Origin of the sequence: Brevibacterium sp. BDJS002 (assembly GCF_028201555.1) — a bacterium.
In the GTDB taxonomy this organism is placed as follows: Bacteria; Actinomycetota; Actinomycetes; order Actinomycetales; family Brevibacteriaceae; genus Brevibacterium; species Brevibacterium aurantiacum.
Genome location: NZ_CP116392.1, coordinates 3642147 through 3657814, shown reverse-complemented (window position 1 = coordinate 3657814; position 15668 = coordinate 3642147). Strand labels below are relative to the sequence as shown.

The following is a 15668-nucleotide window of genomic DNA, read 5'->3' as shown; positions in this document are numbered from 1 at the left end:
TCGATCCCTGCCCACAGAGAAGCCAGCTCGGCGCTAGGATTGACCCATGGCCGCAATCACTGCCGATGACGGTGTCCGTCTCGAGTACACCCAAGCCGGAGACCCCTCCGGCCGCCCGGTAGTGCTGCTGGCCGGGTTCAAGGCGCCGGCGACCAGCTGGCGCTACCAGGTCGGAGCGCTGACGCAGGCAGGCTTTCAGGTGTTCAGCGTCGATCTGCGCGGCCACGGAAGCGCCGAGCATCCCAATGCCGGAGTGACCATGGAACGCCGCGGCCAAGACATGGCACAGGTCCTGGAAGCCTTGGACCTCACCGATGTTCTCCTCGTGGGCGGGTCCATGGGCGGCAACACCATCTGGTCCTACCTGTCCCAATTCAGCGCCGACCGCATTGCCGGAATCGCCATCGTCGACCAGACGCCGAAGATGCTCAATACTGCAGACTGGCCTCACGGCTACTACGGCTTCGACGAATCCAACGCCGATACCTACTTCGCCGAGGAGATCCCTCCCACCGGACACGGCACACCCATCTGGAAGAGGGGCAGGCGCCTGCTGCGTCTGCTCAAGGCGATGAAGGATGTGGACAGGACACTCACCCGCGGAGAGCTCGCATTGCTGAATGACCATGCCAAGGCCGATTGGCGCCCCGTGATCGAAGGGACGGATGTACCCGTGCTCTTCGTCGCCGGAGCCGAGAGCGAGCACTGGCCAGCATCGCACGCGGCCGCATCGGCAGGACTTGCTCCGATCGGTACGTCGGTGATCATCCCTGACGACGGGCATGCGGCCAACATCGAACAGCCCGAAGCGTTCAACGAGATCCTGCTCGACTTCGCGAAGTCCCTTTAGCGGCAAGCAGTGCATCTCGCTGTTCAGGGGACAGATGCTTGACCACTTCGCGCATCGTCACACCCGAGGCGCGATGGGCGCGGGGCAACATCCACTCGAAGACCATGTCCGGACGTGTGCGGGCCGTTTCGCGCAGCACCCACCCGATGGCCTTGCGGATGAAGAACTCTTTCTCCTCGAGCATGGCGTCGGCAAATCGCGTGAATCGCTCAAAGTCTCCGCGTCCCTCCTGCAGAGGTTTGAGGTGGGCCAGCAGTGCAGACCGTCGGATCCAGAAATCTTCGTCCCCAGACCAGCGTTCCAGCACCGGATCGAATTCCAGATCGTATTCGGCCAGAGGACCGACAACATCCCCAGCGAGGGGATCGACAAGGGCCCAGGTACGGGCCTGTCGCAGCAGTCGTTCCAGGAAGTCACTGTCACCGGCGCCGAGGTGGTCCTGCGCTTGGGTGATCACCATCGTGGCCGCGCTGCGGAGATCAAAGACAGGAGCGTCGATTCCGATGGGCGCCGGGTTCCACAGCGCCTCGGCAAGTTCGACGAGCACTTCGTGATCCAGTTCCGCAGTGTGCAGAGCCGAGCGCACCACAGCCCGAGTATCGGGCACGCCGACGCCGTAGTGGACGAGCTCGCTCTTGAGGTAGGCCTGGTCTTTGGCGGCGCGTACGGAAGAGCCACGAGCACGCAGTTCGCGCTCGATCACCTCGGCGAGGGAATGCGCAGTGGATGCAGCTGATGACATGGCACGATCATCTCACCGCACGACGAAGAAGGGCAGCACATAGAAAAACCCACGCACACAGCGATGTCACTGTGTGCGTGGGCTCCTGGAATGGCTCAGTCAGTCAGGTGGGTCCTGCTCAGTCCGTGCCGGCGTCGAAGGCTGCGGAGAGACCTGCGAGGTCACTGGCTGCATCGACATCGGCACCCGAGTTTGCGATCTCCTCGGCGCCACCGGCTTCGAGTGAGCCGACGAGCTCCGAGGTCGGGCCCGAGACGATGCCCATGGCCGCGTACTGCTCGAGGCGGGCGCGCGAATCGGCGATGTCGAGGTTGCGCATGGTCATCTGACCGATCCGGTCCTCGGGGCCGAAGGCGGCATCGCCCACGCGCTCCATCGACAGCTTCTCCGGGTGGTAGGACAGGTTGGGGCCCTGGGTGTTGACGATCGTGTAGTCGTCACCGCGGCGCAGGCGCAGGGTGACCTCACCGGTGATCGCCGAGGCGACCCAGCGCTGCATCGATTCGCGCAGCATGAGTGACTGCGGGTCCAACCAGCGTCCCTCGTACATGCGGCGACCCAGACGGCGACCCTCTTCGTGGTAGAGGGCGATGGTGTCTTCGTTGTGGATGGCATTGAGCAGGCGCTCGTAGGTGATGTGGAACAGCGCCATGCCGGGAGCCTCGTAGATGCCGCGCGACTTGGCCTCGATGATGCGGTTCTCGATCTGGTCGGAGACTCCGAGACCGTGCCGGCCACCGACCTCGTTGGCCTTGAAGACCAGGGCAACGGGATCGTCGAACTTCTCACCATTGATCGACACGGGACGGCCGGCCTCGAAGCCGACGGTGACCTCTTCGGTGGCGACCTCGACGTCATCGCGCCAGGCGGCGACACCCATGATCGGATTGACGATGTCGAGTCCGTTATCGAGGAACTCAAGGCTCTTCGCCTCGTGGGTCGCACCCCAGATGTTGGCATCGGTGGAGTACGCCTTATCGGCGGAGTCGCGGTAGGGGTAGCCGTGCTCGACGAGCCATTCGCTCATCTCCTGGCGCCCGCCGAGTTCCTCGACGAAGTCCGCGTCGAGCCAGGGCTTGTAGATGCGCAGCTTCGGGTTGGCCATGAGGCCGTAGCGGTAGAAGCGCTCGATGTCGTTGCCCTTGTAGGTCGAGCCGTCGCCCCAGATGTCGACGCCGTCTTCCTTCATGGCGCGCACGAGCATCGTGCCGGTGACCGCACGGCCCAGGGGGGTCGTGTTGAAGTAGGTCTTGCCGCCGGAGCGGACGTTGAAGGCACCGCACTGCAGAGCGACGAAGCCCTCCTCGACGAGGAGACGCTTGGCATCGACGAAGCGGGCGATCTCCGCGCCGTACTCCTTGGCACGTTCGGTCACCGATTCAAGGTCGGGCTCGTCATACTGACCGATATCGGCCGTGTAGGTGCAGGGGATGGCGCCCTTGTGGCGCATCCATGCGACCGCGCAGGACGTATCCAGTCCGCCGGAGAAGGCGATTCCAACGTGCTCACCGACAGGGAGCGAAGACAATACTTTCGACATGCCGTCCAGCTTAGCGGCCAGAACAACCCATGTCGAATTGTTATGCATAGATCTGTATTTTTATGTGAATGAGCGGAACGGTTGGACCCTCGCCGAGGTGGTGGCGTGCTGGATCTCAGCGATTCGAGCGGTGGGAACGGATCGCCTCGGCGACGGCGATCGCATCGCCTTCTGGCGCGTTGGACTGACGATCGGGGCGAGCGATGACGAGGTAGGCGAAGCCAGCAGCCAACACCACGACCAGACCGATGAGAACGATCCAGTCGGTGAAGAACGAACCCGAGTCGCCGGGCAGTGAGAGCAGGACCATGGCGAAGAGACCGTAGGCCAACGCCGCGACGTTGACGAGGAAGCCCCACCCGCGCAGCGACCATGGACCAGCCGGCTTCCATCCCTTGACTCGCTGGCGCAGTGCGCCGAGAACGACCATCTGGAAGGCCAGATAGATGCCGAGGATCGCGAATGAGGTGACCGCGACGAGGATCCCGTCGTTGAACCAGATGAGCACGCAGATGAGGGCCGGGGCGATGCAGGCGACGATGAGTGCGTTGCGCGGAACCTTTGTGCCCTCGGTGACCTTGGACAGCCAACGGTGGCCGGGCATCATGCCGTCACGGGCGAAGCTGAAGATCAGCCTCGACGCTGCGGCCTGGAGGCTGAGGACACAGGAGATGAACGCGAGGATCGCGACGAGGAGGAAGATCTTCGCACCGACTGCGCCGAGGCTGCCCTCGAGGATCGAGGGAATCGGATCCGCAACCTCGCCGGCGACGATCTCCTCGAGGTTCGGGGCCGCGAGGACGTATCCGCCGAAGGAGAACAGTGCCGAGACCGCGCCGACGACGATCGTCATGAGCATGGCCTTGGGGATGCCGCGAGCGGGATTGGAGACTTCCTCGGCGACGTCGCCGCAGGCCTCGAAGCCGTAGAAGAGGAATAGGCCGGCGACCGCGGCGCCCAGGAACGTCCCGACGTAGCTGCCGTCACCGGCGGTGCCCATGGTGTCGAAGAAGACGGAGAAGCTGTGTTTGCGCTCAAAGATGAGGAGGAAGAGTCCGAGGCCGATGACGCCGATGAGCTCGGCGAAGAGTCCGATCCGGGCGATGCGCGCCAGCCATTTGGTGCCGCTGAAGTTGATGGCCAGAGCCAGGACCAGAAGCGCCAGGCTCACGGCGAGCGTGGTGTTGCGGTTGAGTTCGAAGCCGAGCAGGCTGGCGGCGAATCCGGAGCCGAACTCCGACACCGAGGTGATGGTGACGATGAGCGCGCAGATGTAGACCCAAGCTGCCATCCAGGCGTAGCGCCTGCCCCAGAGTCTGCGAGCCCACGGGTAGATTCCGCCGGCGATGGGGAACTGGGAGACGACCTCGCCGAAGACCAGGGCCACGAGCATCTGACCGCAGGCGACGATGACGATCCACCAGATCGACGGCGGTCCGCCGGTGGAGAGCGCGACGGCCATGAGCGAGTAGACGCCGACGAGCGGCGAGAGGTAGGTGAAACCGAGGGCGAAGTTCGCCCACGGGCTCATCGACCGCTCGAAGGAGTCGTTGTAGCCGAGGACGGAGAGATGATCTGCGTCCGAGAGATGGGGTTTCGGGGTTGGTTCGCTCATGGAAGTGCACCTTTGCACGCATCGACGGTGGTTCAACGAGCTTCATCGTATCTCAGAATGTGGATAGGTCGGGGGTCTGCAGCTGGCGGGCGGAATGAAGGGCCAGGACCGCTCGGCCGTGCGGGTGAGGCCGATTTCATCCGCGTGGTGGAGGTGCGGTGTTCTGCGGCAACGTAGGTTGGATCATAAGAGTTGAGCAGGCCTGGCAGGGCAGCTGGAGCAGGATATGAGGAGGAGCCGTGAGCACGGGAACGGATCGCAATGACAAGGCCGTCGTGGGCACGGAGCCCACAGCCACCTCGGCGGGAGAATCGGCGGGGGAGCCGGCAGGGGAACCAGTAGGGGAATCGGCGGGGGAGGGCACGGACGCCAAGGGTCGACCGTTGGCGGTCGTGCCGGCGAAGGTGCCGTGGCTCGAGGTCGCCGTCTTCGTCGCCGTCGCGGTGATCCTGGCCTGGCTCGTGTGCCTGCCGCTGTGGTTGAGCGGCGAGGGCATCGGCAATCTGATGCTGGTGCAGGTCTCGGGAATGGCCATGATGTTCACGCCGCTGATCGCGGTGGTCGTGGCGATGCTCATCCAGCGCCGACGCAGCGGTGAGCCTCGGTCCAGCATCGTCCGCTACCTGGGCATTTGGCCGCTGCGTCCCTTCGGTCGGGTGCTCGGGATGACGGCGCTCGCCTTCTTCGGTGTGTTTGTGCTGGTGGCCACGGCTTATCTGCTGGGTGCCGCGTTCGGGTGGATGCAGGTTGATCTGCTCGGGCTTTCCGGGTTCAAGGCGCAGTTGGCGCAGCTGCCCGGGTTGGAGGAGATTCCGGTTCTCGTGGCCGTGGTCGGCTATCTGGCGATCATGGCGTTGGGCTCGCTGCTCAATATCACCGTGGCCTTCGGTGAGGAGGTCGGCTGGCGGGGCTGGCTGCTGACGACCCTGCGGCCGCTGGGCACCTGGCCGGCACTGCTCATCGTCGGCGTGATCTGGGGGCTGTGGCACGCTCCGCTGATCCTGCTCGGGTACAACTTCTCTCGCCCCGACATCACAGGGCTTGCGTTCATGGTCGGCGGCTGCGTCATGGTGGGAATCCTCTTCGGCTGGCTGCGACTGCGCACCGGCTCGGTCTGGCCGGCCGTCGCCGCGCATGCCGCACTCAACGGTTCGGCTGGAATGCTGCTCGGACTCTTCATCGATGGTTCTGCGCAGGCGCCGGACATGGCGCTGGTGGCCTTCCTGGGTGTGAGCGGGTGGATCGTGTCCGCGGTCGTCATCGTCGTCCTCCTCGTTACCGGTCAGTTCCGCCGGCAGCCCGAGCTGGGATTCAAACGGCCACGGCTCGTCGCTGCTCCCAGCGGATCGGCAGAGGCCAACGTGACCGTGACGTCTCATGGCGAAGTGCTTTGAGGCTGACGGTGGCAGTCGGTTAGGCTCAAAACCCCCAACCTCAAGGAGAATTCCATGGCATTCGGATCATCGTTGCTGCAGACGGCAGGACGCGTACTCACCGCACCGATCTTCATCACCGGTGGCTACTCGGCACTGACGAGTCCCGGCGGGCGAGTTGCTGCTGCCGCTCCGACGCTCGATGCGATCCGCGAATACGTGCCGGTTCTGCCCGAAGACGATGAACTCCTCGTCCGCGCCAACGGTGGGCTCCAGCTCCTGGCCGGCACCACCCTGGCGCTGGGTATCAAGCCACGGCTCTCCGCGCTCGCGCTCGCCGGCTCCCTGGTGCCGACCACGCTGGCTGGTCACTCCTTCTGGGAGATGGACGGCGCCGACGCCGCCGCACACAAGACCCACTTCTCGAAGAACGTCGCAGCGCTGGGCGGACTCCTCCTCGTCGCGGGCGCTCAGACAACCAAGCAGGCGGCCACGAAGGCAGCACAGAAGGCCGCAGCAAAAGCGGCGAAGCAGGCCCGGAAGAAAGCCCTGAAGCAGGGCTGATATTCGCGCAGAAGCGCCTATGCTCGAGGTATGGGCAAGGCACTTCTCATTGTGGACATCCAGAACGACTTCACCGAGGGCGGGGCGCTCGGCGTCAACGGCGGTGACCGTGTTGCCGAAGAGGTGACGCGCTACGTCGACACCCACGCTGACGAATACGACGCGATCATCGCCTCTCGCGACTGGCACGATGCCGACAGCGACAACGGCGGCCACTTCAGCCAGGATCCCGACTTCGTCGACACCTGGCCAGTCCACTGCGTCGCGGACACAGAGGGCGCAGCGTATGACCCGCTGCTCTCCGTCGATGCCATCACCGACCACGTGCGCAAGGGCCAGGGCACCCCTGACTACTCCGCCTTCCAGGGGACGACGGAAGCGGGGGAGCACCTCGGCGATCTGCTGACGAGGCTCACCATCGCCGAGGTGGACGTCGTCGGAATCGCGACCGATCATTGCGTACGCGCCACGGTCCTCGACGCGCTCAAAGGCGGTTGGTCCGTGCACGTTCTGCAGGACCTCATCGCGGGCGTCGGCCCGGACTCATCCACTGTGGCCCTGTCCGAGATGGATGCGGCGGGCGCCACGATCGCCTGACGTAACTGTGCAGGTCACACGGCACGAAACCGCGTCTGCTGCGTTTACTCCATCGAAAGTTGCAGATTTAGTCTGAACTCCTAGGCGATGTTTCCAGCTCAGAAAATTGATGAGCTTGAGACATGAACACAACACTGACGAAAAGCGCGCACACACTCGTGTCGAAGCGCGGTTCGTGGTTCGTCCTCGGCGGGATCGTCATCCTCGTCACCCTCCTCTTCGGGCTCCTGTCCGGACCAGGCGAGGACCGGGCCAACGAATCAGCTCCGGCCGACTCCGAATCCACCCAGGCCGCCCAGCTCCTGCAGAAGTTCCCGGACGCCGACAAGCAGTCGGTCATGGTCGTCGCCTCTCACGAAGACGGTTCGACACTGAGCTCGGACGAACAGGCCGAACTGGGCAAGCTCGGCGGCACGCTCGGGGACTACATCGACTCGACCCAGAACGGAGATTCGAGCCAGAACGGCGAGTCATCCGATGCAGCGGACTCCGCGGCCGGTGACGATGCGTCCCAGGCCAGCCGACCGATCATGAGCGAGGACGGCAAGGCCGCGCTGCTCATGGTCCCCATCGAGGTCGGACTGACCAACTCCGACACCGCTGAGACCGTCGACGGGCTCCGCGACTTCATCGCCGATGATTCGCAGGCCGGTGCGCTCGAGGATTCCGGAATGTCCCTTCTGGTCACCGGTGGACCCGCGATCGGCGCCGACATCGCCTCTGCCTTCGGCGGCGCGGACTTCACGCTCCTCATCGTGACCATCGTCATCGTCGCCCTGCTGCTCATCATCACCTACCGCTCGCCGATCCTGTGGCTGCTGCCCCTGATCGTCATCGGCACCGCCGACGGGCTCGCCTCCACGGTGACCGGGGCCATCGGTGACGCACTTGACCTGCAGTTCGACACGGGCATCATCAGCGTCCTCGTCTTCGGCGCCGGAGCCAACTACGCGCTCCTGTTCATCTCCCGCTACCGCGAGGAGCTGGGCCGCGAATCCGACCACCGTCTGGCACTGGGATCGGCCTGGACCCACACCGCCTCGACGATCCTCGCCTCGAACCTGACGGTCGTCCTGTCCCTGCTCAGCCTCGTCTTCGCCGTCATCCCGGGAACCCGCGGACTGGGCATCGCCGCAGCGGTCGGACTCCTCATCGCCGCAGCCGCCGTGCTCTTCGCACTGCCACCGGTTCTCGCGATCTGCGGCAAGGGCGTGTTCTGGCCCTTCGTCCCCAAGGTCCAAGAAGCCACCGATGAAACGGCTGCCACCGATGAGACGGCTGCTGATGAAGCGTCCGCAGCCACGCCAGCGGCCAAGCCCTCAATCTGGAGGACCATCGCGACTCGCGTGGTCAAGAAGCCGGGCATCCACCTCGGCGCCGGAATCGTCATCCTCGGTGTCATGGCCACGGGACTCATCGGCACCTCGGTGGGACTGGACCAGTCCGAGAAGTTCCGCGTGCAGTCCGAATCGGCGCAGGGTCTCGACGTCCTGTCCGAGAACTTCCCACCCGGCGAATCGCAGCCGATCTGGATCGTGGCCGACTCATCCCATGCCGATCAGGTTGCAGACTCCGTGGCCGACATCGATGGGGTCGTGCGCGCCAACGTCATCGATGAGACGACGACCGAGGGGTCCTCGATCTCGAAGGTCATGGTCACCGGCGAATACGAACCGGACAGCCCCGCAGGCCTCGACCTGATCACGAACATCCGCTCCGACGTCCACGCGATCGACGGTGCGAATGCGCAGGTCGGCGGCTCGGCGGCCACCGAACTCGATGCCCGCGACGGCAACGCTCAGGACTTCCTGACCATCGCACCGATGATCCTGGCCATCAGCTTCATCATCCTGCTCGGCATCCTCCGTGCACCGCTTGTGGCCGGAACGCTGCTCGTGGTCAACGTGGCATCCTCGGCCGCGGCGATCGGCCTCGGCGCTTTCCTCAGCCGAGCGATGTTCGGCCAGGCAGCCCTCGATGCTCAGGTTCCGATCCTCGCGTTCCTGTTCCTCGTGGCACTGGGCATCGACTACTCGATCTTCCTCTCCCACCGGGCGAAGAAGGAATCGGTCGTCCACGGTGCTCGCCAGGGAATGATCGAAGCCATCAGCCACACCGGCGGCGTGATCACCAGTGCCGGCATCGTTCTGGCCGGAGTGTTCGCGGCGCTGGGCATGCTGCCGCTGATGGTCCTGGGGCAGCTGGGACTCATCGTCGGCGTCGGCGTCCTCGTCGACACCATCCTCGTGCGCACGGTCATCGTCCCGGCCATCATCAGCCTGGTCGGCAACAAGATGTGGTGGCCCAACAAGGCGATCACGCACTCGAAGTACAAGTACTCCCGCGCGGATGCCGCGGCGGCCGGTGACGCCGATATTCGGGACGATCAGCCAGCAAACTCCGCCCACTCCTCGCAGGCCAGCAGCATGCAGACCGACGAGGCACAGGCTGACGGCGCTTCGACAGAGGGAACCCGCCTCCTGGTCGAGTCCGACCGGGACGAGGCCACAACCTCGGCGGGCCACGGTAGGCACTGATCAGAGCTGCTGAAAGCTGACGCAGTCAGTTGGCACAAGCGGGGCCTGGTCATCGAGACATCTCGATGACCAGGCCCCGGCTCCGTCGAAAAGCGCACGCGGGTGCCGCAGATGTGGTTGAGTTGGCAGGAATGACGACAAACGCGAGGAACGACTTGCAGGAAGGTGGGACCGTGGAATTACGCGGGTGGACAGAGCGAACGATGGAGATCGGCCAGCACGCAATGGCCCTGGCTCTCACCGTGATCTCGTGCATCCGCGCCATCGATGCCGGAGCCGCACCCCTGGCCGCATTCGCCGTGAGCATCGTCTTCCTCGGCTGGTACGCGCTCGGGGCTGTGAGAGCCGCCCGCAGCGGCGCCATCGTCCTGGCCAAATGGTGGCTGCTGGTCCTGGCCGTCGCCTGGCTGTGCACCCTGCTGGTGTCCGCCGAGTTCATCTGGATCGCCTTCGTCCTGTGGCTGCTCGCCGGTCACCTGTTCTCCCTGCGCATCGCAGTCGTCTTCACCGCGCTGACCTACATCGCGACGGTCGTGGCGCCCCTGGCCCACTACGGTGCGGTCGGCACCGCCAGCATCATCGGATCACTCATCGGTGCGGTCTTCGCGCTCGGACTCTCCCGCGGCTACATCGAACTCCTGCGCGAGGGGCGCCGGCGCGAAGAGCTGCTGCAGTCCTTGGAACTGGCCCACCAGAACCTGCTCGACCTCCAGGACGAACTGGCCCTGACCCAGCGTCACGCCGGCGAGATCCAGGAACGCACTCGGGTCTCCCGCGACATCCACGACACGATCGCTCAGGAGATCTCCTCAATCCGTCTCATCGCCCACGCCGAGGTGGACAGGACCAGTGATGCCCATGCTGCCCAGGTCCTGCGCCAGGTCGAAGACCTCGCCGCGCAGAGTTCGCGAGACGTCCGCCGCATCATCGCCGCCCTCGCCCCGGCCGAGCTCGAGGACGGTGCCCTGACCGCCGCCATCCGGCGTCTGCTCACCCGCTTGGAGGACGACACCTCCATCCGCGGTCGTGTCGAAGTCGATGAGACCGTGCCCTCTCTGCCTGCCGAGGTGGAGGTGGCGCTGCTGCGGACCGCGCAGTCCGCGCTCGCCAACGTCCGACAGCACTCCCACGCCTCACGAGTCATGGTCAGCCTGATGGATCTCGACGGGTCGATCCGCATGGACATCGTCGACGACGGTGTCGGCATGTCCGAACCCGAGGCGCGAAAGCGCGAATCGGAATCCGGGTTCGGACTCGACTTCATCGGGTCACGAATGCGCGAACTGGGAGGCGAACTCGTCATCGAGACGACGCCCGGTTCGGGCTTCGCGATCTCAGCCACGCTGCCCAACAACCCGACCCTGACTTCCCGACAGAACCACCTCGGCGAAGGTGGGGACGTCGAAGGACAACGCACACAAGGAGACAGCGCATGACGATTCGAGTGATCCTCGTCGATGACCATCCCGTGGTGAGGGCCGGCCTGCGGTCCGTCATCGACGCACCTGACCACATCGCCGTCATCGGGGAGGCCAGCACCGGTGAGGAGGCGCTGGAGCTGGTCGATGAGCTCGCGCCCGATGTGGTGCTCTGCGATCTGCGTCTGGGAGAGGGCATCGACGGCATCGAGGTGACGAAGCGGCTGAACGCGCGGCCGAGCAAACCCGCGGTCCTCATCCTCACGACCTTCGACAACGACTCGGAGATCGTCGCCGCTCTCAATGCCGGAGCGGCCGGATACCTGCTCAAGGACATCAACCCTGAAGACATCTCGACTGCGATCGAGAAGGCTTCGCGCGGGGAGACCTACCTGCCTCCCGAGATCTCATCGAAGGTCGTCGCTGCGATGCGCAACCCGGGCCCGAAGCTGACTCGCCGCGAACGCGACGTGGTGAAGCTGCTGGCCACCGGTGCCTCAAATGCGCAGATCGCGCAGGAGCTCTTCGTCACCGAGGCGACCGTGAAGAGCCATCTGGTCAATGTGTTCACGAAGCTCGGCGTCGAATCTCGGTCACGGGCAATCCGCGTGGCTGAAGACCAGGGACTGGTGTAACGGTAAAAGGTCAATGTGTCGTGCCCGGCGTCGTACCCGCGCGGACAGGGCAGAAAAGTTGTCCTGAAGTTCATCGACGTATTCGACCGATATGACGGTTCGCCTGAGCCGGCCCGGCCAGAATAGTGAGAATGGGCGAAGCGATGGCAGACGTGGGGAATGAGCGCAGGCATCCCGGCACGATCGGTGAAGTGTTCTGGGCGTTCCTGCGTCTCGGTGTGACCTCGTTCGGTGGACCGGTCGCCCATCTCGGGTTCTTTCGTGAGACCTTCGTCGCCCGTCGTAAGTGGCTCTCCGACGGCGCCTACGCGGACCTGGTGGCACTGTGTCAGTTCCTGCCCGGACCTGCCTCCAGCCAGGTGGGCATGGCGATCGGACTGCAGCGGGCGGGCCTCGGCGGACTGGTGGCTGCCTGGTTCGCCTTCACCATGCCCTCGGCCATCGTGCTCGTCGCCTTCGCCTTCGCCCTCGGCGTCGCAGCATTCGGTGGGGATACGGGCATGGGGTGGCTGGCCGGACTGAAGGCCGCCGCCGTGGCCGTGGTCGCGCAGGCGGTGCTCGGGATGGCGAAGAGCCTGACGCCGGACGCCAAACGTGCCACCATCGCCGGGGCCGCGATGATCATCATCCTGCTCATCCCGAGCCCGCTCGTCCAGGTGGCGGCGATCGTCCTCGGCGGTGTCGTCGGACTTGCCTGGCTGCGCCGAGAAGCCGCTCAAGACGAAGCGGCACGAGACAAAGCCGCTCAAGGCGGTGCGTCGAAGGGCCCGGATGCGGATGAGCAGTCCGATGGAGGCAGTGCGCGACCAGACTTCGGGGTGCGCACCTCTCGAAAGGTCGGCATCATTGCGCTGACGACCTTCGTGGTGCTGCTCGTGGCACTGCCGATCCTGACCGCATTCACCGGTGATGCGAGTCTGCGCCTGGTCGATGTGTTCTACCGAGCCGGTGCGCTCGTCTTCGGCGGAGGGCATGTGGTGCTTCCGCTGCTTGAAGCGGAGACCGTCGCGACCGGTCTTGTGGGCCACGATTCCTTCCTCGCCGGGTACGGCGCCGCACAGGCAGTCCCAGGACCCCTATTCACATTCGCCGCATTCCTCGGCGCCTCCACAACAACGGGGCCGACAGGATTGATCGGTGCGGCCATCGCGTTGCTGGCGATCTTTCTGCCTGCAGCCCTCCTCGTCATCGCGGCCTTGCCCTTCTGGGAGCGACTTCGCAGCGCGAAGGCCGTGCGCCGGGCCCTGCTGGGAGTCAACGCCGCCGTGGTCGGCATCCTCGCTGCCGCCCTCTACGATCCGGTATTCACCCAGGGCATCACCTCACCTGCCACTTTGGCGCTCGCCGTGGGCGTCTTCATCGCCCAGGTGAAATGGAAGCTGCCTGCCTGGGCCGCAGTCATCGCCGCTGGCCTGATCGGTTTTGCGTTCCTCTGACAGGTCGCGGCGACCACGTGCCGAGACACAGGTGGAGCGCCGCCACCCCTACGTGTGCACAGGAGTCTCAACACGGCGGCGTTGTGTCGAGGTGGGGAGTACGACTAGGGTGCGATCAGCGCAGAACGCGCCGAGAACACCGAACTGTAAGTTGAATAACTGATAAGTAACCGATTGGGGTGACGTGCCTGGTAGAACGCCTGTCGTCCCCCGCGATGTGGCTCGAAATGTTGCCTGAACCTCGAACTCAACTGTGATGGTTCTTCTCCTGCAGGTAGGCTCATCCATGCAGATCGGCAGTCCGTGCCGGTCGAGACAGGTGGAGGCGAACTATGGCAGATGGGGACAAGACCCTGCCCGGTTCCCCCGACGAACCAGGCAAACGTCGCTTCGGCGCCCTCTCGGGAAACACCAAGGGCATCAAGCCAGCGGCAGCGCAGACAGAGCAGACCGGCGACAACGCCGCCTCACCCGTACCTCCTGCCGCACCCGTTCCTCCTGCCGGATCGGCCGACCACGTTCCCGCGGTTGAGCTCCAGGCGGATCCGACCGAACCACCAGCCGACCCTGCACAGCTCCCACCGGAGGCCGGTGACGTTCCTGCTGGCCCAGCGGGTGCCGAGAATGGACGCGGAACAACCGAGCCGCCAAGCGCCGTCGACCCGACAGCTGAACCGCAGGACATAGCAGGACTGCCCCCACTGCCGCGCGCCGGCGACCTCACCTCGGCGAGCGAAGACGCCATCGTCGACCCGTCCGAAGCGATCCTCGAACGCATCGACCTCGATTCCTGGAAGTGGCCGGAGTACTTTGCGTTCTCACTGACTCGGATGGAGGAGATCTTCCCCGTCGGCGGCATCCCGCGTGGGATCGGCCCGGTCCGCGAGCTTGTGACCGAAGAGAACGACTTCCGTCCCCTGCCCATCGACCGTGAGAAGTGGTCCGGTGCCGACGAGAAATGGTCGACCGTCGGTGACGTTCTGGCCAACACATTCACCGATGCGTGGATGGTCTCCCGCGACGGCATCGCGCTGGAAGAGGAATACGCCTGGCCGATGAAGCCGGCCCGCCAGCACATGCTGTTCTCGATCAGCAAGTCCATCGTCTCCGCCGTCATCGGCGCACTCACCGACGCGGGCCTTCTCTCACCAGACGACCTGGTCACCACCCGCGTACCAGCACTGGCCGAGAGCGGATATGCCGGAGCGACCATCCGCGATCTCCTCGACATGCGATCGGGCATCAAGTTCTCCGAGGAATACCTCAAGGAAGGCTCCGAGATCCGGGCCCTGTTCGAAGCGGTCGATTTCGCGCCGCGGACAGCCACCTCGGCGAACGGAATCAAGGACTTCCTCAAGGGCCTGACCAGCGAACGCGAGCACGGCGGCGCCTACGTCTACCGCAGCTGCGAGACCGACGTCCTGGCCTGGATCTGCGAAGCCGTCGTCGGGCAGCCCTTCTCCGTCATCGCCAGCGAATACGTCTGGTCGAAGATCGGCGCAGCCCACGCCGCCCAGGTCTGCCATGACCGGTGGGGCGGTTCCATCGCCGACGGCGCCATCAGCACCACCCTGCGCGACCTGACCAGGTTCGGTGAGATGATCGCCCGCGGCGGCACCACCGCCGAGGGAGTGCGTGTCCTCTCCGGCCAGTGGATCGACGACATCTTCACCGGAGCGGCCGACTCCGCCCAGGTCTTCGCCGATTCCCCGTCCGGTCAGTCCTACCCCGGTGGCATGTACCGCAGCCAGTTCTGGGTGCCCTCGGCCAGCCGCGACGTGGTCATCGGCATCGGCATCCACGGCCAGATGCTCTACATCGACCGCGCCACCCAGACCGTGGGCGTCAAGCTCTCCAGCGACCCCCAGCCGGTGAGCCTGGCCCACCAGCACGGCACCCTGGCCATGTTCGAGGCCATCGCCGAGGCGGTTCCCCCGAAGTCCGAATCCGCCGCTACGTCGCCGGTGGCGTCCGCTGCCGAACCCGTGATCGACGTCGGCACCGCCGCTCCCTCCGCACCAGTGCCGAACACTTCTGCAGTGGCGGCGAGCACTCCTGCACCAGGTGCCGCCGCACCGAACGCAGCCGCTCCGAACGATTCCGCACCTAGCGCTGCCGCGCCAGGTGCTGCAGCTCCGAACGCAGCCGCTCCAAACGCCGCCGCACCAACCTCAGCCGCTCCAACCTCAGCCGCTCCAAACGCATCAGCTGCGAATGTCGCAGTTCCCAGCGCTGCCGCAGCAGGCTCGGTCATTCCGAACGTCGCTGCGCCAGCCGCTGCTGCACCCAGCATCGCTCCGCAGCCGTACGTGGCTCAGCCCGGCATCATCTGACTGAGGCTCCAGTGCTGGATTCCGTCGC

Annotated in this window: 12 protein-coding genes; 9 read left to right on the top strand and 3 right to left on the bottom strand. The window is 65.1% G+C overall.

Going from position 1 to position 15668, the window contains the following annotated elements; all coding sequences use genetic code 11:
- Positions 1-46 precede the first annotated feature (46 nt).
- On the top strand, positions 47-850 hold the full coding sequence (locus tag PGC08_RS16995; RefSeq protein WP_096146291.1) for an alpha/beta fold hydrolase: 804 nt from the start codon (positions 47-49) through the stop codon (positions 848-850).
- Here PGC08_RS16995 and PGC08_RS16990 read toward each other — a convergent pair.
- The 3 genes from PGC08_RS16990 to PGC08_RS16980 all read right to left on the bottom strand — a co-directional run bounded on the left by PGC08_RS16990 (position 813) and on the right by PGC08_RS16980 (position 4747).
- The gene (locus PGC08_RS16990) at positions 813-1592 is read right to left on the bottom strand and encodes a DNA alkylation repair protein (protein ID WP_009882543.1); all 780 of its coding nucleotides are present in this window, start codon (positions 1590-1592) and stop codon (positions 813-815) included. The genes PGC08_RS16995 and PGC08_RS16990 overlap by 38 nt on opposite strands.
- Positions 1593-1710: 118 nt before the next feature.
- Entirely contained in the window at positions 1711-3132 is a 1422-nt protein-coding gene (argG, locus tag PGC08_RS16985; protein ID WP_069600939.1) for an argininosuccinate synthase, read from the bottom strand.
- A gap of 115 nt (positions 3133-3247) precedes the next feature.
- Entirely contained in the window at positions 3248-4747 is a 1500-nt protein-coding gene (locus tag PGC08_RS16980) for an APC family permease (protein ID WP_096162029.1), read from the bottom strand.
- Positions 4748-4986: 239 nt separating this feature from the next.
- Here PGC08_RS16980 and PGC08_RS16975 point away from each other — a divergent pair, with 239 nt between their 5' ends.
- The 8 genes from PGC08_RS16975 to PGC08_RS16940 all read left to right on the top strand — a co-directional run bounded on the left by PGC08_RS16975 (position 4987) and on the right by PGC08_RS16940 (position 15640).
- On the top strand, positions 4987-6141 hold the full coding sequence (locus PGC08_RS16975; RefSeq protein ID WP_125178396.1) for a CPBP family intramembrane glutamic endopeptidase: 1155 nt from the start codon (positions 4987-4989) through the stop codon (positions 6139-6141).
- Positions 6142-6195: 54 nt separating this feature from the next.
- Positions 6196-6684: a DoxX family protein gene (locus PGC08_RS16970; protein ID WP_096157598.1), complete on the top strand. Its 489-nt coding sequence runs from the start codon at positions 6196-6198 to the stop codon at positions 6682-6684.
- A 30-nt stretch (positions 6685-6714) separates the two neighbouring features.
- The gene (locus PGC08_RS16965; RefSeq protein WP_009882537.1) at positions 6715-7281 is read left to right on the top strand and encodes an isochorismatase family protein; all 567 of its coding nucleotides are present in this window, start codon (positions 6715-6717) and stop codon (positions 7279-7281) included.
- Between the two features lie 122 nt (positions 7282-7403).
- Positions 7404-9818 carry an MMPL family transporter gene (locus PGC08_RS16960; protein WP_271708961.1) on the top strand — a complete coding sequence of 805 codons (2415 nt, stop codon included), beginning with the start codon at positions 7404-7406 and terminating at the stop codon, positions 9816-9818.
- A 173-nt stretch (positions 9819-9991) separates the two neighbouring features.
- Complete coding sequence (locus tag PGC08_RS16955) at positions 9992-11254, top strand: sensor histidine kinase (RefSeq protein ID WP_240519931.1); 1263 nt, start codon at positions 9992-9994, stop codon at positions 11252-11254.
- Positions 11251-11871, top strand: a complete 621-nt coding sequence (locus tag PGC08_RS16950) for a response regulator (protein ID WP_009882534.1) — start codon at positions 11251-11253, stop codon at positions 11869-11871. Before PGC08_RS16955 ends, PGC08_RS16950 begins: the two co-directional genes overlap by 4 nt.
- A gap of 131 nt (positions 11872-12002) precedes the next feature.
- Positions 12003-13307, top strand: a complete 1305-nt coding sequence (gene chrA, locus PGC08_RS16945) for a chromate efflux transporter (RefSeq protein ID WP_271708960.1) — start codon at positions 12003-12005, stop codon at positions 13305-13307.
- 332 nt (positions 13308-13639) lie between these two features.
- Positions 13640-15640 (top strand): serine hydrolase domain-containing protein, encoded by a 2001-nt coding sequence (locus PGC08_RS16940; protein ID WP_271708959.1) that lies wholly within the window; start codon positions 13640-13642, stop codon positions 15638-15640.
- The last annotated feature ends 28 nt before the right edge of the window (positions 15641-15668 follow it).